This is a genomic window from Methylococcales bacterium (genome assembly GCA_030949405.1).
Taxonomy (GTDB): Bacteria; Pseudomonadota; Gammaproteobacteria; order Methylococcales; family Methylomonadaceae; genus WTBX01.
This window is the reverse complement of record JAUZSN010000002.1, coordinates 1,206,595-1,232,443: the sequence shown is the minus strand read 5'-3', so window position 1 is coordinate 1,232,443 and position 25,849 is coordinate 1,206,595. Positions and strand designations below refer to the sequence as shown.

Genomic DNA, 25,849 nt, shown 5'->3' with positions numbered 1-25,849 from the left:
AGTGAAATTAACAGACATTTTTCATGTTGAGTACGGTAACAGTCTCCAGCTTAATAATTTAGTTGAGGATAACAATGGTGTAAATTTTATTTCTCGTACCGCAAAAAATAACGGTGTATCAGCTAAAGTGAAGTTCTTAAAAACTGTATCTCCAACACCAAAAAATACAATAACTGTTGCATTAGGTGGCTCTGTATTATCAACTTTTTTACAGCCAGAACAGTTTTATAGTGGTTATCATATTTATTGTTTATCCCCAAAAGGACATATGACTGATGAGGAGAAACTCTTTTACTGTTCTTGTATAGAAGCAAATAAATATAGATATAACTATGGTAGACAGGCAAATAGGACACTTAGAGAGCTTTTAATTCCAGAATTAAGTGAAATTCCTGAATGGGTAAATAAAGTTAATATTAATAAATTTAATTCTGCAAATAAACCGTTTAATAAAAATAGTAATTTAAAATTAGAGGTTAAAAGTTGGGGATGTTTTGAATATCAAGAGTTATTTGATATTGAGAGAGGAAAAGGCCCTAGAAAGAAAGATTTAGATGGTTCAGGAGAAATACCTTTTGTAACATCGTCAGATAGTAATAATGGCTGGACTTCTGTTACTAAAGAATCACCCATTCATGACGGTAACACAATTGGTGTGAATCGGAATGGAAGTGTAGCCGAGGCTTTTTATCAACCGATTCCTTTTTGCTCTACGGAAGATGTTCATATTTTTAAACCTAAATTTGAAATGAATAAATATATTGGTTTATTTATTTCTACGCTAATTAAACGTGAAAAATATAGATATAATTATGGTAGAAAATGGGGGATTGCAAGAATGAAAGTATCAAAAATAAAATTACCTATTAATAAAAATGGAAAGCCAGATTTTGAATTTATGGAAGCATATATAAAATCATTATCATTTAGCAAGCAAATATAAAAACCTAATCGGGGTAGCCAAGGGTATCTCACCCTCAGCCCCCACAACACCCTGCGTGCGGATCCGCACAGGGCGTTTCACTAACCGTAGTGATACTTAATCCAGCCATCTCGTAGTGAGAATAGCCCTTGCTGTTTCAGGTATTCTTTCCCTAATCCCTTATTAATACAAGGGGTTTTCGCGTTTCTCCAGTAGGATTTACTGCTTAATCCAGCCAATATTGCGGCGTGTTTTTCAATCCCTAATTTCATTAAATTGCGTATTTTCGTACGGGGTTTTCGCCACTGCTTCCAATAACACATTCTAATTCTGCGCCGTATCCAGCCGTCTAAATCAACGGTTTGTTGATATTGATTGGCAATGCCAAAGTAGTTTATCCAGCCGCGTAAATATATACTCAGTTGCTGAATTTTCCACTGCATTGACACGCCCCAAGTTCGGTTGGTTAGTTCTCGCACACGATGCTTAAACCTCGCTACCGTTTTGGGATGCCAAACAATATACTTGCCTTTAAAGCTAAACCCTAAAAATTTGGATTGACTACTTTTGACCACTCGACTTTTCTGTTCATTGACTTTGAGTTTTAAGTCTTCTTCGATAAATCGTGTCAGACTTTTTAACACGCGCTCACCTGCTCGCCGACTCTTTACCATGATGATGACATCATCCGCATAACGAGCAAATTTGTGACCCCGTTGCTCTAAGTTCTTTGTCCAAAAGGTCAAGCATAACATTAGATAATAACGGTGATAAGGGACTGCCTTGCGGCACACCTTCTCGACTGGGTTGTAGCTGTTTCCCCTCCAAAACACCCGCGCGTAAATAATGCCCAATCAATCGCAACAAAGCTTTATCCGTTATTCTGCGTCCCAATAACGTCATCAATAAATCGTGATTAACACGGTCAAAGAATTTTGACAGGTCAATATCGACTGCAATCTGGCGTTTTTGTTGACAAAATCCTTGCACTTCCTGCACCGCATATTTCGCGGATAAGTTAGGTCGAAAACCATAACTATGCTGCGAAAAAGTGCGGTCAAATAAGGGCGATACGATTTGTACGATAGACTGCTGTATAACGCGGTCTAACACAGTGGGAATGCCTAGTAAACGTTCAGAACCGTCATCTTTAGGGATGCGGACACGCTTAACAGGCTGGGGACGATAGTGGTTACTGAGGATTTGCGCTTTAATGTTGTGCCATTGCAGGCGCATTATTTCAGTAAAATCATCAATAGAAATACCGTCTATTCCTGCAACGCCTTTATTACGCTTAACTTGTTTCCAAGCCGTGCGAACATTGGCGGTTGCTAATACCTGATGTAACAAGTTTTCATTTTTCATTTAAGGCTGGGGTTTTATTTGCACGCTGATGATGACCTTTTCCTGTCGGAAAATGTGGGTTATTCAAGTTAAACATTCCTCTTACCTTTTAGTTAATGTTCAGCCCTTCACCGTGTCCCAACCATTACGATGGGCGTTTGATTACTATGGCTTCTGCTGACTTCTGCTTAAACAATCAATCCATTACTGAATTGACCGCCGTCGATTTCCATCCTATTCGCTCAACTTTGGATGATGGAATCCAAAGAGCCAAGACATTTTCTAATCCTGCGCCTTTTACAGGTTTCTTATCGACTGCCTGTTAAGCAGACCTCCCCAGATAAGAACATGAACTGTCACGCCACAACCTCATCATTTACGTTATCTCACAAACCTTGGGTTTCGTTGTCTTGTGCCAACTCACCTCAGAGACTACGCCTTATATGATATTTCTGTTCGTAGGCTTCCTTCTCACAAACCCTCGCGGTCTTGCAATTACCCTCGGCTAGTAGTTATACTTAGGACTCAGGATTTAATAAAACCCGAAGATACAAGGTCAACAGGGACGGCAACATAATTCCATTGCGGAAATAAGCGATGTTCTATTGGGTTATATTTCGATGTATACGGTGGATAATGGGCGATACGAATATTAATCTTTAATTCCTCTGACAATTTTTCCAAATCTTCTTTGAAAATATAATAGCGTGCATTATTACTACCACCGCAGTCACATAGTAGCAATAAATTTGTCGATCCCTCATACAATGCCTGTCCATGCTCTAACCACCATTGACGAATACATTTGCAGGCAAACTCAGAGGTATCATGACTGACTCCCAGAGTGATATAACCTACGTTACGATTAATATCATACAATCCCATGAGGTACAACTTTACCTTTGGCATAGGATGGAAAATCATGGTCATTTAGGCTACCAATTTAAGACGGGACATCCAGCAATTTCAAAGGGTTAGAAAACACACGCTTTCGACTATTTCTAGGAAGCGGTAACTCGCCCATTTCATTCAGTAGCCATGAAAACAAGTCTGGAAACTCGGTATCAAATAAACGCATGGCGGCGGTTGTGCCATCCTCACGTTTGATTCCGTAGTTATGAATGACCGTCAACGCGTTTAATCGCTTTTTATTCAAACCTCGCCCATTGCGATACATTTGCGATAAACAGCCATTTCGCCCTTCCACCGCAGATGAACTGCGTTGAAACTGCCTTGCCATATGCTCCGCCAATGTTAGCCATCGCTGCATTTCACTGATTGATAACTTTGCACTAAATGGGTCTGATTTGAGCTTATCAGACGCGGTTTCCCAAGCTTTTCGATAGTTTTCCTTTGACCTGCGGCTTTTAGTTTGTTCCATTTTCTGATGCCAATAAACAACGGGTAATAATGTTGTGGTCAACCAATATTCGGTATCCGCATCAAGCCCCAAATTTTGCAAGGTTTCGCGTACCCAAAGCCACCAAAAACTGATGGATACCGCTAACGGTTTTATTTGATTACGAAACTTTTTCATCACGCCTTTATGATCGTTAATCCCTTGTTTTTCCGCTATTTTTTCAAAGGCTCGCGCTCTTAACTCTAGCAACTTCTCAACCTGTTCCGCATCGTTTCTACGACTATCATTGAGTGAAAAAGGATGAACTTCATCCGCAATCCCTTGTAAGTTTTCGTGATAATCTGTTTGTATTTTTTTGGCTTCTTCAAGCTCTTTTTCAGCCGTTATCCGTGTTGTTTTAAGTCCAATAATTTTCTGCATCGTTGCCGTTTTAGAAACAGTAGACTCTGCGGTTTGCGCTGCTTGCCGCTGTTTTTCAGCCCTTGCTGCACGCCTGCCGATTTTCGCGCCTAACCAGCGACTCATATCTTGTTGAGCATGAAAAATATCTGCCCCCGATTCGCACTTAAACCCCGTCACTGCCATTTTTATCAACGCCTTAGCGCGATCACTAATCGCATGATTAACCTCAATGCCTAATGATTCTAATCGTGGCGAAACCTTTTTATACCAAGTATCGTAGCACCTATCATCGCTAATATCTTCCAACAAAAGATAGCCAGAACGTAAGTCCATTAAAACTAAAATCATAAAGTTGCCGAAAAAGTCTCATCCAGCCCAGCAACAACTTTACGTGTTTGTTTTTTCACACTTTTTCGCATTCTTGCTGAAACTGCAGGCAATAAGACTTCCATTTTATTGATTTGAGTCCGCAGTGCGTCAGGTGATACGCCCACATGGGTGTCAATCCGTATCATTTTAAAAAACAGCGATAAAGTCTCTGCACCTACGCCTGCCTTTAATCCAAAGACATACAAGGCGGAAAACACCATTAATCTTTGCCAAGAACTACCTGCCTCGGTTTCCCATAATGATGATTCAGGATGTCGATTTCGCTTTGTTTGCGCTTGACGATGACGATGCACACTGCTTTTTGAGCGACCAACAATTGAAGCTAAGTTACGAACAGTTTGCTTGCCTGTTGTTGTAATTTCAGCGATAATTGCGTGACTAGCTGCGCGTATTTTCTGTGTTGTTCTGTTTTTTTAGTCATTAACCTATGATACAAGAATATCGCAGTTAGTTCTTTATTTTGTCCCGTCTTAAGTTGGTAGCCTGCATTTCTTCAGGGGTTGAAAAACTTGTTGCAGGTAAAACATTAAATATATCTAACGTCTTTATTAAAATTGGAAATAATTTGTATACATGAGTATGAGCGCATGATTTATTCATATTAAAAGAAAACCCTAAGTGATCGAAAGTAGAATAGCACTTCATATAATTTAATATAAATAATAATTTGTCTGCGGGTGTTTTTAATGTGCTATCTAAACCACTACCGTATTTTCTTTCTTTATTTTCATGTTTTTATTTTTGATCTTCAATAAGGGTCTTTTCAAATAGAGATAATAGTAAAATAAAATGTTCTGTTTTTAATCCTGTTAAAGCTCTTAACTGTCTATCATCATAAATTCTTGGTAAAATTTCTTTTATTTTCATGTTATACTTTGATTTTTATTTTTTATAGAAATTTATTATAAAGCTTATTTATTATTTTTAATAATTTAATTTAAAGTTTATTTATTAGGCTGTATCAACTGATTGTGAGTGTTATCAAGTATATATAAGCAATTGATTTTAATATATTTTATTTAGAAGAACAAGTCTAATAGAGCATACTTGATTCAAAGCTTGTTACCAACTAATATAATTTATTAATTTTTGGGTTTTATTAAATCCGCATTCCTTAGCCTACAAATGTACGCTAAGTTGGGTTTTCCTACAGAGGACTTGCACCTCATTAGTTCATGCCCATGCTGGGCGTACACAAAGCAAATTCACTCAGACGGTAAAAAGTGGAGTTTCGTTCCTCACCCCACTTTTTACCGCTGGTGATTTACGACGTTATGTTTTTAAGGGTAATTACACATATTTTATCTTGATTTATGCACCAAATGTACATACACTAGAATCCATGAAATATGAATGGGGTTCACTAAAAGCTGCTGGAAATATCCGAAAACACGGTGTTGAATTTACTGATGCAGTTATTGCATTAGAAGATGAGTATGCACTTACCATTGAAGATAATTACCATAATGAACAAAGGTTTAAAACCTTAGGCATGGGAGCTTTACTAAATATCTTATTTGTAGTTCATGTTGAGCGCGGAGAAAATAATATCCGTATTATATCGGCTAGAAAAGCAGATAAAAAAGAGATTAAACAATAGACTTGTTCTTTAAGAAGAAGTTAATATATCATGTTAAAATTCCATAGGATAGCCGCTAAAAAAGAAAATAAATCTTTTACACCTTCTTTTTTATTTCTAAACTTGTCAACTAGGCATCTATATCTTTTCATTCCACCGATTACATGCTCAACAATGACTCTTTCACGACTCATCTCTTTGTTTTCTTTTTTTTGATTTTCAGTTAATGTTGGGTTTGGATTATGCTTAGATTTATTTGGTTTTTTATGAGGAATATTTACCGAATTAGTTTTATATTCATTATTAAACCCCAAATAACCTAAATCAATAAATATATTAAAATTACTAAACCAATTTAATTCTGGATTAAATTCTTTTTTAAACATTCCATAATCATGATTTTTACCTGGAAAACTAACCCCAATATATAAAATTAAATGACCTAAAGAAGCTATAGTGGTATTTTTAATTGTATGCTGTTTTTTTACCACTGTAAAATTCATTTTGTTCTTCATAGTCACTAGGGCGTTGTACAGCACGCTCTGTAGCATCTATTATCAATGTTTGAACTCCGCCAAAAGCCTGCTGCATTTCTTCAGGGGTTGAAAAACTTGTTGCAGGTAAAACATTAAATATATCTAACGTCTTTATTAAAATTGGAAATAATTTGTATACATGAGTATGGGCGCATGATTTATTCATATTAAAAGAAAACCCTAAGTGATCGAAAGTAGAATAACACTTCATATAATTTAATATAAATAATAATTTGTCTGCGGGTGTTTTTAATGTGCTATCTAAACCACTACCGTATTTTCTTTCTTTATTTTCATGGGCTACCAACTTAAGACGGGACAAGTTGAGGTTAAGCCGTTCGTACTGAGCTTGTCTAAGTATGAACGGCTTAACCGTCCGCCCTTCGACTAGGCTCAGGACGAACGATTAAGCCTCGCGCCATAGTGTCCAGTCTTAAGTTGGTAGTCGAGATTTGCGTATAAAAATACTGTACTAAACAAACCATTTATAAATAAATAAAATGAAATTTGCCGACCCAACTAACGACATAGCCTTTAAAAAAATATTTGGCGATCAAAATAAAAAAGAAATCCTTATTTCATTTTTAAATGCTATTTTAGGATTTGAAGGACAACATGTTATAACAAACATCCTAATTGTTAACCCTTATCAAGTACCTAAAATAGAAGCTCTTAAAGAAACTATTTTAGATATAAAAGCAACCAACCAAGCGGGTGAAAATTTTATTATTGAAATGCAAAAAAAGGACTTGGGAAATTTTGCTAAAAGAACACTTTACTATACCTCTAAAGCCTATGTTCAACAGCTTAATAAAGGGGATAACTATTCAAAACTAAAGAAAGTTTATTTTATTGGACTCCTTAAATTTGATATGTTTTCTAGTAAAAATTATATCAGCCGTCATCTTATTTTAAATACAGAAACCTGCTTACAAGACCTCGATGATTTTGAATTTACTTTTTTGGAATTAACAAAATTTAATAAACCGCTAAATGAATTAAATAGTCTTTTAGACAAATGGATTTATTTTTTAAAACATGCCTCAGATTTAAGCATTATTCCCAAGGAACTTGAAAACATACCTGAAATTGAAGAAGCATTTCAAATAGCCACTCAATATGGCTGGAACCAACAAGAGTTAGAGGTCTATGATTATATTGGATTAAAAGAATATGATGAGATTAATGCGATTCAAACGGCTGAGAAAAAAGCACTAAAAAAAGGAATTGAACAAGGCATTGAACAAGGTAAATATAACAATAACATTAAGATTGCTATTAAGATGTTAAATAATAAAATGGATATTGATTTAATTATGAAAATTACCGAGCTACCTGAAAAAATAATAGTCGATTTAAAAATTAAACATAAACAATAATTTCCCTACTCTCTATTCAAAATTAAATTGACGATATGAAACATAAAGAACGGTAAGGTATGGTTACTTAAGACGGGACACTATAGAGCGAGACTTAACCTCAACTTGTCCCATCTTAAGTTAGTAGCCTAACAAGTGGGCAATAAAACCAGATCGTAAAAAAATATTTACAAATTTTCATGATCGTTATTTATTAATTGATGAAAAAATAGAAATTATGCTAAGTAGCAGTTTTGATAATTTATTTTCAACGGATAAGGATTTAACGTGTTTAGTAAGGTATTTAAAATAGAAGATAAAATTAAAAGACACTTTAATCATCATGATAATTTATGGAGTACAAAATATTTTTTATACTCCAAAAAACTAAAACTTTTTAGTTAATCCTTTATTTTTTTGTCGCCGTAAAGACACAATATTCCGCATAACGATTTTTAAACATATCGTATTGCGCCAATCCCGCATAATAATTAGCCGTTTGAGCCTTCGTACGCAAACCCAACCATTGACTAATTTTCTGCACAGGTAACAATCGCTTACCTACTTTATACATATATTCAGCCGACTGAATCGTTTGCTCATGAATATAATCAAGCTCAATATATTTAAAGCCATTCTCTTTCAACAAACCCTCAAATTCATCACAATAGCATAAATTAGGCACTGCCCAGCCATTGAAAAAATCCATCATCGTTTGCCATTCTTCTTTATTAAATTCACGTTGCATCATGAACGCATCACAATACACTAAGCGACCCCCAGGCTTTAAAACCCGAAGAGCTTCTTTTAAAAATTTACCTTTATATTGGGTATGACATACACTTTCGGCCGCCCAAACTACATCAAAGGTTTCATCTTCAAAAGGCGTATCACAAAAATTTGTCTTAACAAAATCAGCTAAATCCCCAACGCCTCTTTTATTCGCTTGTTTTGTTGCATAATCAACTTGCATTCCACTAATAGTAACCCCTGTTGCACGGTTACCATATTTTTTAGCCATCCAAATAGAACTCCCCCCAATACCACAGCCCGCATCCCAAACACGATCGCTCGGTTTAATCTCTGCTTTATCATAAAGCAGTTGATTTTTATTCATCAACGCTTCATGTTGGTTATAAGGCTGATCTGAATCCCAATAACCATAATGAAATGCTAGGTTCTCGCTGTTACTCCAAGCAAATAAATAGTCATTGTGACAATCTTCAAAATGTTGTGCCGTATCTTCAACAAGCTCTCTCTCAGAAAGACTGACATCTTTTGCCAAACTATCATCACGGTAATCTTGGTCGGGTTCTAAACGGTATAAGGTTTGCTCGGTCATCGTAAGTTAAATAAATAAGTTATAAGAAGTAAGGAATAAAGAAATCTTTACCTTGAACTGCATCAATGCAGTAGAAAACCCATCATTTTACCTTGTTTTTTGGGTTTATTGTGGATTAAATACGTTTGCTGTCTATTCATCATAAATGCTTCAAATGATTACCTATTTAAGCCGATGACGAGGTGTTTTCGTCTAATCTCTGTAATTTTTCCCAGCGATTTACCATCATGCAAAATAGTTTTGCCGTTTGTTCTGCATCATAAAGTGCTGAATGCGCTTTTTCTGCATCCCATGCTAATCCTGCGGCTTTGGCAATTTTTGCAAGAACCGTTTGCTGGTAAATCAATCCCCCTAACGTTGCGGTATCAAAACAACTAAAAGCATGAAAAGGACTCCGTTTTGTTTTTGTTCGTGCAATCGCTGCATTCAAAAAACCAATATCAAAAGCGGGATTATGCCCGACTAAAATTGCACGAGTACACTGATTACGCTTAACAGCGGCTCTAATTGGGGTAAATAATTTAATTAAAACCTCTTTTTCATCTAACGCCATTCGAAAAGGATGATAAGGGTCAATCCCTGTAAATTTAAGGGCGGCTTGATCAAACTCACAATTTTTAAAGGGAATAATATGGGCTGAATGGCTTTCAGTAATCTCAAGATTATTCTCTTGATTACGCTCAACAATAACAGCAGCTATCTCTAAGAGTGGATTTTTTTGTGGACTAAATCCTGCGGTTTCAATATCAACAACAACAGGCAAATAGCCTCTAAAGCGGTCTGATAATGGGTTTTCATGTACTTGCATAATAGGTCAAGAAGTTAATAAGCGTGTATTATTCTAACAAACTGTGTGAAATGAAAAAATTTAAATCTAAATTCACTTTTTATTCGCATTTAATAAGCGTTTGCGCCGAAAAAAATCACGCAATAGATAAGCGGTATCGGTCTCTAAAACACCGCCTTCCCACTCAATTTTATGATTTAAAAAATTGGCCTCCGCCAACGTAAACGCATGGCAAACCGCACCCCGCTTTACATCATAAGCTCCAAACACTAATCGTTGAATACGGCTCTGACAAATAGCCCCGATACACATAAGGCAGGGTTCTAATGTGACATATAACGTGGTGTTAAGGAGGCGATAATTTTTCAATACCTGCCCTGCCCGTCTTATAGCGATTATTTCCGCATGAGCTGTCGGATCAAACTCTGAAATAGGACGGTTCCAACCTTCGGCAATGACTTCATTATCTTTAACTAATAACGCCCCCACAGGGACTTCGCCTGCTTCTTCTGCTCGTTGTGCCAATCGAATGGCATAGCGCATCCCTTCCTCATCATCCATGATTATTATCCTTTAACGATTGGTATTCTTCGGACTTCGGACGATGTAAAAAAAAACCTAACACCGCTAAAAAACTAAAAATATAAAGTGTATTAAAATCATCCCCCAACATAAACAGGATAAAACCTAAGCTCCCCATAGTCCCCATCATGACTTGGGCGACAACAACCGTCATTAAATAACGTTGATTTAACGGTTTATGACTCGGGATTGTTTGATTTAAACGCAATTGAATGTGACGAATTACGTTGGTGATAGGAAAGTTTATAATGGCGATCAGATAAAAAATACTGCGCATTAATTCCCTTGATTCGACAGGGATGATGTTTTGCGGCCTATCCGCTTGCAAAAAATACGATAACCCAATATAGCCAATCTGCATCATGCACATCGCACCGACCACACTCCAAGCAGCGGTAAATTTAGTTAAAGTCGTCTTAACGTTATTTTTCCTCATAAACCTATTTTTAAGTTGGATTATTTTTACGATAAGCGCGTATTACAACAATAAACGCAAAAAAATCATAGAGTCCGTGAATAATAATCGGAATTAATAAATTACGACTTTCACCGTAATCTAAAGAGAGTCCTAGATAAAAGCTAATCAAGGTCGCCAGTAAAGCATATAACGGGGTCACCGCATGAAGCAATCCAAAAAGAAGACTGGACAGGATAAGCGCCAAATCTAAGCCTAAACTTTGCTCTAACCACGGTAATAAGGCCCCTCGAAATAATATTTCTTCCCCAATGCCTGCAAGGGCAGCAAGTACCCATAAATCGGCCCAATCATACCTGTTTAAACTCTCGCCTAAGGTTTTTGATAATAATTCTCTGATAGTTTTTAACGATTCAAACGGTAGTTTTTCGGTGACTAAAAAGAGTAAAATTAAGGGTAAAGTCCCCATAATGCCATAAAAAACAGCTAATTCAGAAAAATATAAATCGGCAAAGGGATTAATGCCCGTTAACCAACCGATGATTATAGCGATTAAAACAAGTGAGCTTTCAAAATAACACGCTGTTTTAAAAAATCCTTTAGACTTTTCTTTGGAAAGATTCATTTAGGTTATTTTTGTATGTTATATTGAAATGATAGACGTACTTAAATTCCGATGCAGCCGTTACTTTTTGACGTTAACTGTTATAAAAATAGGGGACAAACGGGGTTAGATTAAATAACCGTCACGCTTTTGGATATAATAACGACAGGCATCAACACATATTCCTTTCGTTTCATAAGGCCCGCTAATCCTATCAACGGTATAAAACCACCATCCCTGTTCATTAATATAATAACGATCTTGAGGTTTAAAAACAGGCTTTAACGGTTTATTCAATTTACTTTTCATCCGCTTATTTTAAGCCTATTTCATCAACATATAAAACGCTTAAGGGCTTTTATTCCAAATCATCTATGTTAAATTTTAAAAATGTTTGTTTGCGTCGTGGAACGCAGGTGTTATTTTCCAAAACGACTTTTACCATTCATAAAGGACAAAAAGTAGGGTTAACAGGGGCGAATGGTTCGGGTAAATCCAGCTTATTTGCAATGATTCGCGATGAATTACATGCCGATGAAGGAGATTTTGAATACCCTTCAACCCTAGAAATTGCCCACGTCGCACAAGAAACGCCCGCCTTAAGTTCTTCCGCCTTAGATTACGTGACGGATGGTGATAATGAACTCAGACGATTACAGCAACAATTAGCACAGGCTGAACATGAAAACAATGGCTTAAAGCAAGCCGAAATTCATGGGGCATTAGAACACATTGAAGGCTATACCACCGAGGTTCGTGCCTCTCAGTTAATGAGTGGACTCGGCTTTAGCAAACAACAGCAACAAAATTCGGTAAGCTCTTTTTCAGGCGGGTGGCGAATGCGACTTAATCTTGCCCAAGCGTTAATGTGCCGTTCCGATGTTTTATTATTGGATGAACCCACGAATCATCTTGATTTAGATGCGGTCATTTGGCTGCAAGACTGGCTATTTAAATACCCAGGAACCTTGTTACTTATCTCTCATGATCGTGATTTTTTAGACATGATTGCCAGCCATATTATTCATATCGAACAAAAACAGGCGACTATTTACAGCGGTAATTACTCTGCCTTTGAAAAAATGCGAGCTGAAAAGTTAGCGCAGCAACAATCTGCTTACGAAAAACAACAGCGTGAAATAACTCATATCCAAAGCTTTATTACTCGCTTTAAAGCTCAAGCAACAAAAGCAAAACAGGCACAAAGTCGAATTAAATCGTTGGAAAAAATGGCCTTAATTGCACAAGCCCATGTTGATTCTCCGTTTAATTTTTCATTTCCAGCCCCTCAAAAAATGCCCAATCCACTCTTAAAATTGGAACAGGCCAGTTTAGGTTATGATGATAATGTGATCTTAAAGCAGGTTATGTTGTCCATTGCTCCTGGGGATAGAATTGGTTTGCTAGGCTCTAATGGCGCGGGGAAATCAACGTTAATTAAGGTTTTAGCAGGCGATGCGCCGTTACTTCAAGGTGATTTAACCCGTTCAGAGCATTTAAAAATTGGGTATTTTGCCCAGCATCAGTTAGAACAATTGCACATTGATGAAAGTCCATTATGGCATTTTCAGCAACTTGATAACAAAGCCACTGAAAAGGAATTACGTAATTATTTGGGTGGGTTTGATTTTCAAGGGGATAAAGTCCTCGAACACGTTGAACCTTTTTCAGGGGGGGAAAAAGCCCGTTTAGTGTTAGCCTTATTAGTCTATCAAAACCCCAATTTATTATTGTTAGATGAGCCGACGAATCATTTAGATTTAGAAATGCGACACGCGCTCACGATTGCATTACAAGACTATCAAGGTGCAATGCTGGTCGTTTCTCATGATCGACATTTACTGCGCTCCGTCACGGATCGTTTTTTATTAGTCGCCGAGGGAACATTGCAGTTTTTTGATGGGGATTTAGAGGATTATCGCCTGTGGTTAACAACTCAAAAAAAATTAACACAAGAACAGTCGCCAACCAAGACGGGGATTGATACGACGATCATTTCACGTAAAGATCAGCGAAAACAAGAGGCTGATCGTCGAAAACGTTTAAAGCCATTAACCGATGCGGTTAAAAAGTCTGAAAATGATTTGGAACACTATCACCAACGACAGCAACAACTAGAACAACAACTGGCAAACCCTGAACTTTATCATGAGAATGAAAAGCCGCGTTTAAAAAAATATTTATCCGAAAAAAATGAAGTCGATAAAGCACTCGCTCAAGCCGAAGAGGACTGGATGAATGCCGAAGAAAAATTAGCCTCCGAGGAGTAAATTGCTATGTTTAACCTATTAAAACTTTTTTTTGACATCGCCCTACTTAAAAAATCACCTCAAGACGTTCCCGCTTCGCTACTTTTACAGCGGATGATTATTGCTATTTATTTGTTTATTAGCATTTTATTACGCATAATTTCAGAAAACGGATTCAAAGTTGTGCTAGAAGTTGGTGTTGATCTTCTGTTTATGTTCTTATTTTGTCGTTTTATTTTATTTTGGGTCGGAAAACCTAAGCGTTTTCAACAAATGTTTATTGCTCTTTTAGGGGTTGACGCGCTCATAAGTTTTTGTGCCTTTCCCGCGATTGCGACCTTAAATACCCCAATGCCTGAAAAATCATCTTTTTTCTTATTAGGTATTTTTAGCTTTATCGTGTTAATTTTATGGCATTGGGTGGCTGCAGGGCATATTTTTCACCATGCTTTATCAAAACCCTTTATCATTGGTTTAGGCGTTGCTCTACTTTATTTAATGCTTTCTTATCAGCTTAATGCTTTATTATTTTCTGAAATAGCGATGGAATAAGTTCCAAAAATGCCCCCTGTTTTGTGGGTGTGACCAAGCAAAGCGAGAATGCTATAGATTCAACTATCATGATACAGCACAGGAGATTCGGGGCATTTTAAACCCGTGTTTCAGCAAATTTTTGTAATGCTTTAGGCGCGAAGGCGGCCAATAAAAAACCAAAGGTAAGAAAAATACCCGTTTGTTGTGATTCAACCGTTGAAAACAACATACTAATCACACCAAACATGATACTCGCTAACAGTGAGACAAAACTCATTGCTCGCATGGATGATTTACGACCAGGGGCTTCTTCCATATAACCTTTGGGTTCATAAATTACTTCAAAATCATCTTCTTCATCTATATCATCGTACATAGTAAAACCTCTTTATTGACGGGTAATGGCTTGTTTTTAAGTTAAACGACCCAGCTTTAAATTGAATCCCCCCAAGTATAGACTACTTCTACTTTATTACCTGGCTCACTATAAACCAGCGATTGACACAGTTCATCAACTAATACAATGCCGCGCCCATAGAGCATCACAGTTTCCGATACTTTAGGTTTATTCAATACTTTAGAAATATCAAAACCAACGCCACTATCAATAATGGTTATTTTTATTTTTAGTTGATCCTCTTGACGAAAGCCTTTTAATGAAAAACTAATAAAACCCGTGGTTAACGCCTCTAACCGTTCTTCACGCTCATTAAAATAAATACCAAAACCCTCTGGCGTTTCTTTTAAGCCAGAATCTAATTTCAAAATTCCATGATCAAGTGCATTCACATAAAGTTCAGTCAAAATGGTATAAAGAGGCTGTAAATGATCCTCTAACTTTTTTTCCATATTTTTTAATTGACCAATCAACAGCGGAATAGGGTCTTGTACAACTAATTCAGCACCCGCCAGTGTCAATTGATAATGCCATGCCCAATGGTCATCCTCTTGAATTTCAGAAACCGTAATATCCGTCAGTGAACTAATATCAAGAATTAAATCTCTTTCTTGTTGTTCAAAAAGTTTTTCACCACAAATAATTTCAGCAAGGCTAATATCATCTTCTTGCTCACCTCCATCACAAAACTCAGCTAAGGCGATTTTAACGTCATCGGTAATACATTCATGATCTGGGGATTCCAATAAACCTTCAAGTCGCTCTTGTCCAAAGAGTTCTTGCTCTGGATTCGTTGCTTCAATAACCCCATCACTAAATAAAATAATACTCGAGCCTCGGCTAATCGGGGCTTTGGTAAATAAGGGTTTGTAATCAATATTTGAGGTGACACTTAATGAATACAGGACTGACGCAATTTTTTGCTCTATGGCCCCATCTTTTATAATAAAAACATCAGGCATACCACAAACACAGACCTGTGCATAATCAAGTTCCTTACGGACAACGACATATTGCACCGCCATGAACATACCAACAGGCAATATTTTTTTCAGCTTATTATTCATTTCGCCTAAAATTTTATCGCCCGTAAAGCCCTTAGCGATCATCGCCTTAAAAACATTGGATGCGGGTAACGCACCGATCGCCGCTTTTAAACCATGCCCTGTAAAATCAGCCAACATGATATGCAATTCACCCGAAGGCGACATAGCACTCAAAAAGATGTCTCCACTAAACATATCAGCGGGTTCTAATAACGTTTTAATTTCCCCACAATCATAACTATCTGCAAGGATAACGCGATTAAATACTGTTTTTGCAATTTCTTGATCCCGTTGCGTCGAAGCTACCATTGAATAATAACGACTGTAAAGCAAGGATAAACGTTCTACCGACTTTATTCGTGCCGTTAAAATACGTAAATCAACAGGTTTAGCGATAAAATCATCGCCGCCTGCCTCAATACATTCAGAAAGTTTAGTATCATCTGAAACCGCCGTTACAAAGATAATCGGAACAAACGATGTTTCGCCACAGAGCGCTTTAATACGTTTACACGATTCAATGCCATCCATCACAGGCATCATTAAATCCATAAAAACAATAAAAGGCTCATGAAGCGTATATTGTTCAACCGCTTGCAATCCATTTTCAGCTTCAATTACTTCATAGTCATTTCGTTTGAGTAAAACGTTTAATAAATGACGGTTTATTTTATTATCATCAACCACTAACGCCTTTTTCATAGCGAAACATTCCCCTTAAATATTGAAAACGTAAATTTTAACGAACCTAGGATAAGCGTAACCCACTAAAGGTTTAAAAATCCCTCTAAAGTCGATACCTACAATTCAACCGTGACCATTCTAAAGGGATTGGGTTAATTTGTTAAGGGCCAATGTTAAGTAAACACGAAATCCGCTATCTGCGTATAATGGTAAGCCCTATGATTAAATAGATTTTTAAACCCAATACACGATATTATTATGAAAAAAAGACTGCTAATCCTCTTCGTTGCATTATTCTTGTCTGCCTGTGCTGATAAAAATCAGTATGAAGCAACCGTATTAGCAGAAATGCAAAAAGAACAAGACATTAAAGATTATAAACTAGACCCACAAATCATGACAGACTGTGTCATTGATTTAACGTCACAAAAAATGTCAGGATTTTTTGCATTTGACCCCGCACGGATGACAGCCTATCGTAATTACAATACGATGCTAACCTTAACTCAATCAGAAAACCCTAAAGAAGTCTTAGCCCAATTAACCAAAGATTTTGGTTCGGGAAAAGAGCTATTTAAAGCGCGTGTTATCTATTCTGAAAGTATCGGCCATTGCCTCGCCTCTGTTATTGCAACCTCTGAGGAACAACAACAAGAAGACGAAGAGGATTTACAAGAAGCCCCTGCAGCGGATAACAGTTAACCCACGCCCCCTCGTGTTAAATGGCTAGGTTCTAAAAGTTTTTCTAACTCACCTCGAGTTAAATCCGTCATTTCGACAGCAACATCGACAACAGGTCGTCCTTGTTTATAAGCCGCTTTTGCTATTTCAGCGGCTTTTAAATAGCCAATAATAGGATTCAACGCCGTAACTAGAATCGGATTTTTTGCTAACCCTTCCTGTAAATGCGCTTCACGCACTTCAAAATCCATGATCGCCTTATCTGCTAAGACCCGACTTACATTGGCTAATAACTCGATACTTTGTAAAATATTATAAGCAATGACAGGCAACATCACATTTAATTGAAAGGTTCCTGACTGTCCTGCGACGGTAATTGTTGCATCATTACCGATGACTTGAGCGGCAACCATTGCCACAGATTCTGGAATAACGGGGTTTACTTTGCCTGGCATAATGCTACTTCCAGGTTGTAACGCGGTTAATTCTATTTCTGAAAGTCCGGTTAAAGGCCCACTGTTCATCCAACGCAAGTCATTCGCAATTTTCATTAAACTAACACTCAGGGTTTTACACTGCCCCGAAAGTTCGACAACTGCATCCTGACAACTTAAGCTTTCAAAAAAAGAATCATTCGGCACAAACGGAAAGCCCGTTTCTGCGGCCAAACAGTCACTAAATTTTTCTGCAAAATCAGGGTGAGCGTTAATACCTGTACCAACCGCCGTCCCTCCTTGCGCTAATTTATAAAGTCTCGGTAAAGAGGCTTCAATTCGAGCGATTCCATTACGAATTTGTAACGCCCACGCCCCAAGTTCTTGATCTAAACGAATCGGCATCGCGTCCATTAAATGCGTCCGCCCCGTTTTAGTGACGTGCGTTAACGCGGCAGCCTTTGTTTCAATCACCGTCGCTAAATAGTCTAGGTTAGGTAATAACTGTTGCTGACATTCAATCACGGCACTTACATGAATGGCCGTCGGAATAACATCATTACTACTTTGACCTTTATTAACATCATCATTAGGGCTAATGTTCGCCCCTGATAGTTCTGAGGCTAATCGAGCCAACACTTCATTAACATTCATGTTGCTACTGGTGCCGGAACCTGTTTGAAAAACATCAACAGGAAACTGCTCGGCATGTTCACCTTTAATCAATAGATCAGCGGCTTTAATAATCGCATCACCCCGTGAGGCTTCCAACTCGCCTAAACTAACATTAACCGTTGCCGCCGTTTTTTTAATCAGCGCAACCGTCTTAATAAAGGTGTTAGGCAGCGTTAAACCACTAATCGGAAAATTATTCACCGCACGCTGTGTTTGCGCCCCATACAGCGCATTCATGGGAACCTCTAATGCTCCCATACTATCTTTTTCTACTCTATTATTTTCAGTCATGATTTAATTGATTAATAAAATGAGTCACATCCTGTTCATTAAAAGGCCAGCCTAATTCATGTTGGCTATCAGGGTGATATAAAACAGGAATTTTAACCGCATAACGCGCTTGCCATTGACTCTCTTCTGCAATATCAACTAATTCTAGTTTTAATTTTGGATATTGCAGCAGTAAAGTCGCTAATATCTCGTTAGCTTGCTCGCACAAATGACACGCTGAGGTTCCAAGTAAGATTATCCGCATAAGAAGAATACGTTAGAAGCCATAAGTTAAGCGAATGGACTGTAAATTTAATTACGTCTCATTGATGAGAAAAAATCAGCGTTCGTTTTAAAATCTTTTAATTTTCCTAGCAAAAATTGAGAACCTGCCATCTCATCCATTGGCTGTAAAATTTTTCGTAAAATCCACGTTTGCTGTAACTCAATAGGATCAACCAAATATTCCTCACGTCGTGTTCCCGAACGATTAATATTAATTGCAGGATAAACGCGTTTTTCAGCAATTTTTCGATCCAAATGCAGCTCCATATTACCGGTGCCTTTAAATTCCTCGAAAATAACCTCATCCATACGAGAAGCCCGTATCCACTAAGGCTGTCGCAATAATCGTTAAACTTCCACCTTCTTCAATATTTCTTGCCGCACCAAAAAAAACGTTTCGGTTTTTCCAACGCATTGGCATCTACCCCGCCTGATAAAATTTTTCCAGAGGAGGGCGCAACCATATTATAAGCTCGTGCTAAACGTGTAATTGAATCTAACAAAATAACTACATCGTGTTTATGCTCGACCAAACGCCGGGCTTTTTCAATGACCATATCGGCCACTTGCACATGACGGGTTGCAGGTTCATCAAACGTACTGGAAACTACTTCACCACGGACACAACGCTGCATCTCGGTGACTTCTTCTGGGCGTTCATCAATCAATAAAACAATAAGGTAACAGTCGGGACTTTTTTCAGCAATCGCATGGGCTATATGCTGTAAAATCATAGTTTTACCTGCCTTAGGGGGAGATACAATCAATCCCCGCTGGCCTTTCCCAATCGGCGCAATAAGATCAATAATCCGCCCTGTTAAATCCTCACTGGTTCCATTGCCTTGTTCTAAAACAAAACGTTTATTGGCAAAAAGAGGAGTTAAATTAGAAAAGAGGATTTTATGTTTTGCATTTTCAGGAGATTCATAGTTAATTTTTTCAACCTTGAGCATCGCAAAATAACGCTCACTGTCTTTAGGTGGCCTAATTTTACCACTAACGGTATCCCCTGTTCTAAGGTTAAAGCGCCTAATTTGACTGGGTGAAATATAAATATCATCAGGGCCTGCTAAATAAGAACACCCGGGTGTTCGTAAAAAACCAAAACCATCTTGCAAAATTTCTAAAACACCATCCCCATAAATATCCTCACCACTTTTTGCTTGGGCTTTTAAAATAGCAAAAATAAGTTCCTGTTTTCGGGTTCTGGCGACATTATCTAATCCTAAAGATTCTGCTATTTCTATAACTTGACTAATGGATTTTAATTTTAACTCAGTAAGATTCATATATATATAAAGGGGGAATTTAGGATGCAAAACGACGGAAAAATCCGTGACAACCGTGAAGGCTGTAGAGTTTTAAGATGATTTGACGGTTTATTGCTCAGAAGTGCTAGGATAGCATTAATGCAATGAGGGGGAATTATAGCGTAAAAAACTAAGCACGTCTAAGTTTTTATAGCGTACTTAGTTTTTAAACAGCGTGATTAAATACTCTTATCAACCGTCTTAATAAAATCAACAAGCGCTGATTTTGTTAACGAGCCTACTTTAGTTGCTTCGACTTCACCGTCTTTAAAAATCATTAACGTAGGAATACCCCGTACGCCGTAAGTCATAGGGGTTTCTTGATTTTCATCTATATTTAATTTAACTACTACTATTTTATCCGCATATTCAACCGAAACTTGCTCTAAAATAGGGGCAATCATTTTACAAGGGCCACACCATTCTGCCCAATAATCCACTAAAACAGGCACATCAGAACTAAGAACCACTTGTTTAAAATCACTATCCGTTACAGAAATGACTGAGTCGCTCACGCTATTTCTCCAAAATACTAAAAACTACGACTATAGGAGAATTGGCATTATCTTGTCAATCAATTTCAATCAATTTCATTTTTAAGTTATCCTATAGCAATGAATAATACACACTTAACTCAAACACGTTTTAGTAATTTAGAATTATCTTCTTCTATCCTCAGGGGGTTAAAAGAGGCTAATTTTGATCTTTGCACACCTATTCAAGATAGAACCTTGCCCCTATCGTTACGCGAAAAAGATGTCATGGGGCAGGCACAAACAGGAACAGGTAAAACCGCCACCTTTTTGTTAGCCACCTTTCAAAAGCTCATTAATGATGACAATAAAAAATTAAAAAATCCTCGGGCTATCATTATCGCGCCCACCCGAGAGCTTGCCATTCAAATCCATAAAGATGCGCTTCAACTCGGTAAACATCTCGGCTTTAAAACAGCCCTTATTTACGGGGGAACGGATTATCAAAAACAGTTAGATAAAATTAAAACCAATGTTGATATTATCATTGGAACCCCTGGACGCATCATTGATTTCTACCGACAAAAAGTGTTTACTCTGGCCAACATTCAAGTAATGGTGCTTGATGAGGCGGATCGAATGTTTGATTTGGGCTTTATTAAAGATATTCGTTTTTTATTGCGGCAAATGCCCGCACCCGAAAAGCGTCTTAGTATGCTGTTCTCTGCGACACTCTCTTATAAAGTCACGGAATTAGCTTACGAACACATGAACAATCCGATTACGGTTAAAATAGAAACCGAACAAGTGACCTCAAAATCGATTAAGCAAAGTGCTTATTGCCCGTCTAACCAGCAAAAAATAGCCTTGCTAGTCGGCATACTTAAACAACGTAAGCCACAACGAAGTATTGTTTTTGTTAATACTAAAAAATGCGCCGAAGAACTGGATAGCTACTTAAGTATTAATGGCTATAATGTCGCGGTCTTAAGTGGCGATGTTCCTCAGGATAAACGTCAAAAATTACTGGCAAGTTTCCAAGAAAACAAACTCAACTTAATGATTGCAACCGATGTAGCCGCACGGGGTTTGCATATCGCAGATGTATCTCATGTTATTAATTATGATCTTCCCCAAGATGCCGAAGATTATGTCCACCGAATAGGACGAACCGCTCGTTTTGGTGCTAAAGGTGAGGCCATCAGTTTTGTTTGTGAGGAATATGCTTATTACATGCCTGATATTGAAGATTTTATTGCTCAAAAAATTCCTGTTTTAAGCATTGACGAAGACCTATTAGTCGAATTAATTAAACCGGCTAAACGCACAAAGCCTAAATTTAAACCTCAAAAAAAATCAGCCATTCAAGCCGCAAAAACTAAAACATCCCCACCTAGAACCTAAAGGATCGCCTCATGTTTGCACCTATCGCCGCACTATTAATTACCGTTTGGTTTTACAAAACAGCTAAAAGCTCAGGACAAAAACCTATTGCCTGGGCAACAGCGGGTATTGTTGTTTATTTTATTAGTGCCTTATTTTGGAGTTACTTTATTAACCCCTCAATAAAAGATAGTGCCCTTCATAATCAAAGCCCGTTATTAATTTTTATTAGCCGCTATGCCTATATTGTGTTTGCACTTCTTTGTGCAACGGGATTTAAATACCTGATGTCCAAAAAAAGTGATTGAAATAGGGGGACTTTAGTTATTTTCCCCAACTATTTTCAAAAATAAATTCATTTAACGATCGCGCACTTGCCCAGTTTTCAAGTTCGAGCATGGGTTTCGGATAAAATTTTTCGACATGACCTAAACATAAAATAGCGATGGCACGACTCCCTATAGGCATTTTTAATAAGGTTGCCAACGCATCAGGATCAAATAGAGAAACCCACCCTAAACCTAACCCTTCAGCACGAGCCGCTAACCATAAATTTTGAATCGCACAGGCACAGGAAGCCACATCCATTTCAGGTAAGGTGCGACGACCAAAAATATGTGATTCACGCTGGTCAGGTAGCGCGACCACTAATAACTCGCCACATTCGAGAATACCCTCGACCTTTAATGCCATGAACTCATCTTCACGCTCACCTAATGCTTTTGCCGTTTGTAAACGCTCCGCCTCAACAAGCTGATGAATTTCCTGTCGGCGTTTAAGGGACGTAATCCGAATAAACCGCCACGGCTGCATTAAGCCCACACTTCCAGCGTGATGTGCTGCTTCCAGCAAACGCGCCAAGACCGCTTCATCAACAGGATCAGGTAAAAAATGTCGCATATCACGACGTTCCGCAATCGCCCGATAAACGCCTCGGCGTTCGCTCTCTTCAAAACAATGTTTATTCATTTCATCACCATGCCTGTTTATTTTTATCTTCCTTACGTTGACGAAGTTTATATTGATATTGAAACTTACGTCGTAATAAACCAGCGGGATCATCAGGAATACGCTTTAACCATTGAGCATCCGCCTGCTTACTTTCATCAATTGGCTCGTGTTGTTTAGATGCCGCCTCGGCTTGTTTATTTTCATCTTTTTCTTCTGGCGATTCTTTTTCAGCCTGCTGAGATGCCTTATCCGCCGCTTTTTCTTCATCCGTTTTTTCAGAGTTTTCTTTATTCTCTGCCTTAGATGGCTGCTCAGGTTCTTTATTATCTTTAGACGAGGCGGAATTTTCAGAGTTTTTAGAATCGGAAGACGGATCATCCTTTGAATTTTCAGATTCTTTAGAATCCCCCTGCTTATCCTTATCCCCCTCTTTAGGTTTATCTGATTTATTTGATTTATCTTTCTGCTCTTGTTCTTTTTTCTGCTGCTCTAACTGTTCCTCAACTAATTTTTTATTATAAGAAACATCCGTATCCGCACTCAATTTTAAGGCTTCTTCATAACGTTTAACCGCCGCTTCTAATTGCCCCATCTTAGCCAGTGCATTACCTTGGTTATAAAAACTATCCACTGTTTTTTCATCTTTCAATGCCTCTAAAACCTTATCATACTGCCCTGCTTTATAATAAGCACTGGCCTTCCAATTTGGATCATCAAAGGTTTCAGCCGCGCCTGAATAGTCTTGTTGCTTATAAAGTTCGCTTGCTTGCTGATTATTTGTTTCCCATAAATCTTGCCATTCCACGGCATAACTATTTTTTGGAATCGGTAACATTATGACCAAGGCCAACATTAATAGCCCTCGTCTAAAATTTGCAGCAACCAAAAGCAATACGCCTAATAGCAACCAAGCCCCTTTGTCATTCCATTGCTCTAATAACAAATCATCTTGCGCCTCTTTCCCTTCTGTTTTAGTCACTAATGAATCAAAAGTCTTTAATAAATTTTTAATATCATCTTCATTATCGGTGATTTTTTGGAACATTCCCCCACCCACCGAGGCCAATTGCTTTAAATCACTCACGGATAACTTCGGAACCACAATATGACCTAAACTATCCTTTAAAAATCCCCCTTGTGATAATTTAACAGGGGCGCCCGTTTCGGTACCTACGGCTAAGACCGATAACGTATGATTGACCGACTCTTTTACAAAACGAAGACTTTCCTCTAAATTCACCTCATCGGTGACTAATAATATATGACCTTTTTGTAATCCTGCTTGTTTGAATAAATCAACCGATTGCTCTAAGGCTAAAACCGTATTTGACCCTGAACTTGGAATAATCTCAGGGGTCAGTGCGTTTAATTGCGCGGTAATCGTTGCATTATCCGTTGTTAGTGGGGTTACCGTAAAAGCATCCCCCGCATAAACAACTAACGCGGTTTGTCCGTCCTTACGTTGCGCCAATATATCGGAAATTTTATATTTAGCGCGAACTAATCGACTGGGTTTAACATCATTAGCCAGCATTGAACGCGATAAATCTAATGCAATCACTAACCCTGAATCATTTCTAAAAACAGGCACAGGCAAACGTTCCCAAGTCGGGCCTGCTATCGCTAAAATAGCGAGTATAGAGGCAACCGAAGTACTGATTAAATTACCTTTTTTTTGAGCCATAGGCATTTGCTCTAATATATAAGGCAGTAAGGCTTCATCACAAACGTTAACCCAACTTCCTCGTTGTAATTTATGTCGGATGGCAAGGAAAATAAAAATAAAACAAGGAATTAAAGCGAGCAGCCAAAAAGGCCGAATAAAATGAAAGTCTGTCATAATCAATTTTTAGCATTTTTTAATAGGTAAGCCAATAAAAGTATTCTATCTTATAGATTTAGAATACCCATTATTCTACTTATAATAGGGGATGATTATATGAAATAAGTTCACCCTCTAACAACAAAAATACAAATAAATTTAAACATCCTTCATCGACTCAATTAGAATTTTTATATGTATTTAGAGTGAATGTTTGTTCTTAAGGGGCTTGGAAAATTTTTTGAGGGTTAAATTGACACCGAAAAATATCAATTACTTTTTATAAGATAGGAGAAATACCTAAATTTAAGTTATCAGACAAAACCAATAAATAACGGTGACATTAAAAATAGAAATTCTTGCGTAACCTCAGCGCTACCAACTTAAAACGGGATACTATGAAGCGAGGCTTAACCGTTCGTCCTTTAAGCCGTTCATACCTCGACAAGCTCAACACAAACGGCTTAGCCTCAACTTGTCCCGTCTTAAGTTGAAAGCCTAACATCAGTTAATAATTTTTCTAAATAGGAACACAAAGAAGTCTTCTTACTTTAAAACCTTTTTTAGAAAACCGTCTTTTTGCTTTTGCCACCGCTTTAAATTTTGTGGGTGCCTTAACTATCACTTTTCTCGCATTAGGCCCAATAGTACCATTTCGTTTTGCATTACCACATAGATAACGTTCGGCATGTGAGACCGAAGATATCCCTAAAAGTGTTACAAACATAACCGTTAAAAGACTTGTTTTAAACCCCTTTGTTTTTTTCATATGACTACTCATTATTCTTTCCCATAAACCATCATAAAACGTAGAACTAATTTATAGATATTAATTGATTGTTAAGTTTTAATTAACCTTTCAACAAATATAAGCGAAGGTTATATAAATAAAAAATTTCACTCATGATTATAATAGACTTGTTCTTCTAAATAAAATATATTAAAATCAATTGCTTATATATACTTGATAACATTCACAATCAGTTGATACAGCCTAATAAATAAACTTTAAATTAAATTATTAAAAATAATAA

Annotated in this window: 31 protein-coding genes and 2 pseudogenes; 9 read left to right on the top strand and 24 right to left on the bottom strand. The window is 37.5% G+C overall.

Annotation, left to right across the window (positions count from 1 at the left end; genetic code table 11):
* Position 1: 1 nt before the first annotated feature.
* Positions 2-943: a restriction endonuclease subunit S gene (locus Q9M50_06590; protein MDQ7090300.1), complete on the top strand. Its 942-nt coding sequence runs from the start codon at positions 2-4 to the stop codon at positions 941-943.
* 80 nt (positions 944-1,023) lie between these two features.
* On the opposite strand, the gene Q9M50_06585 is transcribed toward Q9M50_06590, so the two are convergent.
* Both Q9M50_06585 and Q9M50_06580 read right to left on the bottom strand, forming a co-directional pair.
* Positions 1,024-1,677, bottom strand: a complete 654-nt coding sequence (locus tag Q9M50_06585; protein MDQ7090299.1) for a group II intron maturase-specific domain-containing protein — start codon at positions 1,675-1,677, stop codon at positions 1,024-1,026.
* Complete coding sequence (locus tag Q9M50_06580; GenBank protein MDQ7090298.1) at positions 1,607-2,287, bottom strand: reverse transcriptase domain-containing protein; 681 nt, start codon at positions 2,285-2,287, stop codon at positions 1,607-1,609. The genes Q9M50_06585 and Q9M50_06580 overlap by 71 nt, the downstream gene beginning before the upstream one ends.
* A 146-nt stretch (positions 2,288-2,433) precedes the next feature.
* Here Q9M50_06580 and Q9M50_06575 point away from each other — a divergent pair, with 146 nt between their 5' ends.
* Positions 2,434-2,592 (top strand): hypothetical protein, encoded by a 159-nt coding sequence (locus Q9M50_06575; GenBank protein ID MDQ7090297.1) that lies wholly within the window; start codon positions 2,434-2,436, stop codon positions 2,590-2,592.
* A 199-nt stretch (positions 2,593-2,791) separates the two neighbouring features.
* Here Q9M50_06575 and Q9M50_06570 read toward each other — a convergent pair whose 3' ends face one another.
* The 5 genes and pseudogenes from Q9M50_06570 to Q9M50_06550 all read right to left on the bottom strand — a co-directional run bounded on the left by Q9M50_06570 (position 2,792) and on the right by Q9M50_06550 (position 5,285).
* The gene (locus tag Q9M50_06570) at positions 2,792-3,196 is read right to left on the bottom strand and encodes a hypothetical protein (GenBank protein ID MDQ7090296.1); all 405 of its coding nucleotides are present in this window, start codon (positions 3,194-3,196) and stop codon (positions 2,792-2,794) included.
* Between the two features lie 13 nt (positions 3,197-3,209).
* Positions 3,210-4,376, bottom strand: coding sequence for a DUF6399 domain-containing protein (locus tag Q9M50_06565; protein ID MDQ7090295.1), 1,167 nt, complete (start codon positions 4,374-4,376; stop codon positions 3,210-3,212).
* Positions 4,373-4,711 carry a hypothetical protein gene (locus Q9M50_06560; protein ID MDQ7090294.1) on the bottom strand — a complete coding sequence of 113 codons (339 nt, stop codon included), beginning with the start codon at positions 4,709-4,711 and terminating at the stop codon, positions 4,373-4,375. The genes Q9M50_06565 and Q9M50_06560 overlap by 4 nt, the downstream gene beginning before the upstream one ends.
* Positions 4,712-4,865: 154 nt before the next feature.
* Positions 4,866-5,096: pseudogene (locus tag Q9M50_06555) on the bottom strand (transposase family protein).
* 57 nt (positions 5,097-5,153) lie between these two features.
* A complete protein-coding gene (locus tag Q9M50_06550; protein MDQ7090293.1) occupies positions 5,154-5,285 on the bottom strand; it encodes a hypothetical protein in 132 nt (43 codons plus the stop codon).
* A 475-nt stretch (positions 5,286-5,760) separates the two neighbouring features.
* Here Q9M50_06550 and Q9M50_06545 point away from each other — a divergent pair, with 475 nt between their 5' ends.
* On the top strand, positions 5,761-6,018 hold the full coding sequence (locus Q9M50_06545) for a BrnT family toxin (GenBank protein ID MDQ7090292.1): 258 nt from the start codon (positions 5,761-5,763) through the stop codon (positions 6,016-6,018).
* Between the two features lie 20 nt (positions 6,019-6,038).
* Here Q9M50_06545 and Q9M50_06540 read toward each other — a convergent pair whose 3' ends face one another.
* Positions 6,039-6,500, bottom strand: a complete 462-nt coding sequence (locus Q9M50_06540) for a transposase family protein (GenBank protein MDQ7090291.1) — start codon at positions 6,498-6,500, stop codon at positions 6,039-6,041.
* Positions 6,463-6,855: a transposase family protein gene (locus Q9M50_06535; GenBank protein MDQ7090290.1), complete on the bottom strand. Its 393-nt coding sequence runs from the start codon at positions 6,853-6,855 to the stop codon at positions 6,463-6,465. The genes Q9M50_06540 and Q9M50_06535 overlap by 38 nt, the downstream gene beginning before the upstream one ends.
* A 178-nt stretch (positions 6,856-7,033) precedes the next feature.
* Between Q9M50_06535 and Q9M50_06530 the strand changes: the two genes are divergently transcribed.
* Entirely contained in the window at positions 7,034-7,912 is an 879-nt protein-coding gene (locus Q9M50_06530; GenBank protein ID MDQ7090289.1) for an Rpn family recombination-promoting nuclease/putative transposase, read from the top strand.
* Positions 7,913-8,300: 388 nt separating this feature from the next.
* Here Q9M50_06530 and Q9M50_06525 read toward each other — a convergent pair whose 3' ends face one another.
* The 6 genes from Q9M50_06525 to Q9M50_06500 all read right to left on the bottom strand — a co-directional run bounded on the left by Q9M50_06525 (position 8,301) and on the right by Q9M50_06500 (position 11,930).
* Positions 8,301-9,233, bottom strand: a complete 933-nt coding sequence (locus tag Q9M50_06525; protein MDQ7090288.1) for a methyltransferase domain-containing protein — start codon at positions 9,231-9,233, stop codon at positions 8,301-8,303.
* 166 nt (positions 9,234-9,399) lie between these two features.
* Positions 9,400-10,041 carry a ribonuclease T gene (gene rnt, locus Q9M50_06520; protein MDQ7090287.1) on the bottom strand — a complete coding sequence of 214 codons (642 nt, stop codon included), beginning with the start codon at positions 10,039-10,041 and terminating at the stop codon, positions 9,400-9,402.
* A 72-nt stretch (positions 10,042-10,113) separates the two neighbouring features.
* Positions 10,114-10,581 carry a tRNA adenosine(34) deaminase TadA gene (gene tadA / locus Q9M50_06515; protein MDQ7090286.1) on the bottom strand — a complete coding sequence of 156 codons (468 nt, stop codon included), beginning with the start codon at positions 10,579-10,581 and terminating at the stop codon, positions 10,114-10,116.
* Entirely contained in the window at positions 10,574-11,038 is a 465-nt protein-coding gene (locus Q9M50_06510; protein ID MDQ7090285.1) for a hypothetical protein, read from the bottom strand. The genes tadA and Q9M50_06510 overlap by 8 nt, the downstream gene beginning before the upstream one ends.
* A 10-nt stretch (positions 11,039-11,048) precedes the next feature.
* Positions 11,049-11,642 carry a CPBP family intramembrane metalloprotease gene (locus Q9M50_06505; GenBank protein ID MDQ7090284.1) on the bottom strand — a complete coding sequence of 198 codons (594 nt, stop codon included), beginning with the start codon at positions 11,640-11,642 and terminating at the stop codon, positions 11,049-11,051.
* Positions 11,643-11,747: 105 nt separating this feature from the next.
* The gene (locus Q9M50_06500; protein ID MDQ7090283.1) at positions 11,748-11,930 is read right to left on the bottom strand and encodes a hypothetical protein; all 183 of its coding nucleotides are present in this window, start codon (positions 11,928-11,930) and stop codon (positions 11,748-11,750) included.
* Positions 11,931-11,995: 65 nt separating this feature from the next.
* Between Q9M50_06500 and Q9M50_06495 the strand changes: the two genes are divergently transcribed.
* The gene (locus Q9M50_06495) at positions 11,996-13,891 is read left to right on the top strand and encodes an ATP-binding cassette domain-containing protein (protein MDQ7090282.1); all 1,896 of its coding nucleotides are present in this window, start codon (positions 11,996-11,998) and stop codon (positions 13,889-13,891) included.
* A 6-nt stretch (positions 13,892-13,897) separates the two neighbouring features.
* A complete protein-coding gene (locus Q9M50_06490) occupies positions 13,898-14,422 on the top strand; it encodes a hypothetical protein (protein MDQ7090281.1) in 525 nt (174 codons plus the stop codon).
* Positions 14,423-14,519: 97 nt separating this feature from the next.
* On the opposite strand, the gene Q9M50_06485 is transcribed toward Q9M50_06490, so the two are convergent.
* Both Q9M50_06485 and Q9M50_06480 read right to left on the bottom strand, forming a co-directional pair.
* A complete protein-coding gene (locus Q9M50_06485; protein MDQ7090280.1) occupies positions 14,520-14,780 on the bottom strand; it encodes a hypothetical protein in 261 nt (86 codons plus the stop codon).
* 56 nt (positions 14,781-14,836) lie between these two features.
* Entirely contained in the window at positions 14,837-16,549 is a 1,713-nt protein-coding gene (locus Q9M50_06480; GenBank protein MDQ7090279.1) for a SpoIIE family protein phosphatase, read from the bottom strand.
* 240 nt (positions 16,550-16,789) lie between these two features.
* Here Q9M50_06480 and Q9M50_06475 point away from each other — a divergent pair, with 240 nt between their 5' ends.
* Positions 16,790-17,233 (top strand): hypothetical protein, encoded by a 444-nt coding sequence (locus tag Q9M50_06475; protein MDQ7090278.1) that lies wholly within the window; start codon positions 16,790-16,792, stop codon positions 17,231-17,233.
* Here Q9M50_06475 and Q9M50_06470 read toward each other — a convergent pair.
* The 4 genes and pseudogenes from Q9M50_06470 to trxA form a co-directional block, all read right to left on the bottom strand.
* Entirely contained in the window at positions 17,230-18,612 is a 1,383-nt protein-coding gene (locus Q9M50_06470) for a class II fumarate hydratase (GenBank protein ID MDQ7090277.1), read from the bottom strand. The genes Q9M50_06475 and Q9M50_06470 overlap by 4 nt on opposite strands.
* Positions 18,605-18,856, bottom strand: a complete 252-nt coding sequence (locus Q9M50_06465; GenBank protein MDQ7090276.1) for a glutaredoxin family protein — start codon at positions 18,854-18,856, stop codon at positions 18,605-18,607. Before Q9M50_06465 ends, Q9M50_06470 begins: the two co-directional genes overlap by 8 nt.
* A gap of 47 nt (positions 18,857-18,903) precedes the next feature.
* Positions 18,904-20,165: pseudogene (rho, locus tag Q9M50_06460) on the bottom strand (transcription termination factor Rho).
* 200 nt (positions 20,166-20,365) lie between these two features.
* Positions 20,366-20,701, bottom strand: a complete 336-nt coding sequence (trxA, locus tag Q9M50_06455) for a thioredoxin TrxA (GenBank protein MDQ7090275.1) — start codon at positions 20,699-20,701, stop codon at positions 20,366-20,368.
* 99 nt (positions 20,702-20,800) lie between these two features.
* On the opposite strand from trxA, the gene Q9M50_06450 reads away from it, so the two are divergent.
* Together Q9M50_06450 and Q9M50_06445 are read left to right on the top strand one after the other, a co-directional pair.
* Positions 20,801-22,063, top strand: coding sequence for a DEAD/DEAH box helicase (locus tag Q9M50_06450; GenBank protein ID MDQ7090274.1), 1,263 nt, complete (start codon positions 20,801-20,803; stop codon positions 22,061-22,063).
* Between the two features lie 11 nt (positions 22,064-22,074).
* A complete protein-coding gene (locus tag Q9M50_06445) occupies positions 22,075-22,350 on the top strand; it encodes a hypothetical protein (protein MDQ7090273.1) in 276 nt (91 codons plus the stop codon).
* A gap of 16 nt (positions 22,351-22,366) precedes the next feature.
* Here the strand turns inward: Q9M50_06445 and bluB are convergent, their stop codons facing one another.
* The 3 genes from bluB to Q9M50_06430 all read right to left on the bottom strand — a co-directional run bounded on the left by bluB (position 22,367) and on the right by Q9M50_06430 (position 25,596).
* Positions 22,367-23,011, bottom strand: a complete 645-nt coding sequence (bluB, locus tag Q9M50_06440) for a 5,6-dimethylbenzimidazole synthase (protein MDQ7090272.1) — start codon at positions 23,009-23,011, stop codon at positions 22,367-22,369.
* 4 nt (positions 23,012-23,015) lie between these two features.
* Positions 23,016-24,833: a VWA domain-containing protein gene (locus Q9M50_06435; GenBank protein ID MDQ7090271.1), complete on the bottom strand. Its 1,818-nt coding sequence runs from the start codon at positions 24,831-24,833 to the stop codon at positions 23,016-23,018.
* Positions 24,834-25,335: 502 nt separating this feature from the next.
* Positions 25,336-25,596: a hypothetical protein gene (locus Q9M50_06430; GenBank protein MDQ7090270.1), complete on the bottom strand. Its 261-nt coding sequence runs from the start codon at positions 25,594-25,596 to the stop codon at positions 25,336-25,338.
* Positions 25,597-25,849: the final 253 nt, after the last annotated feature.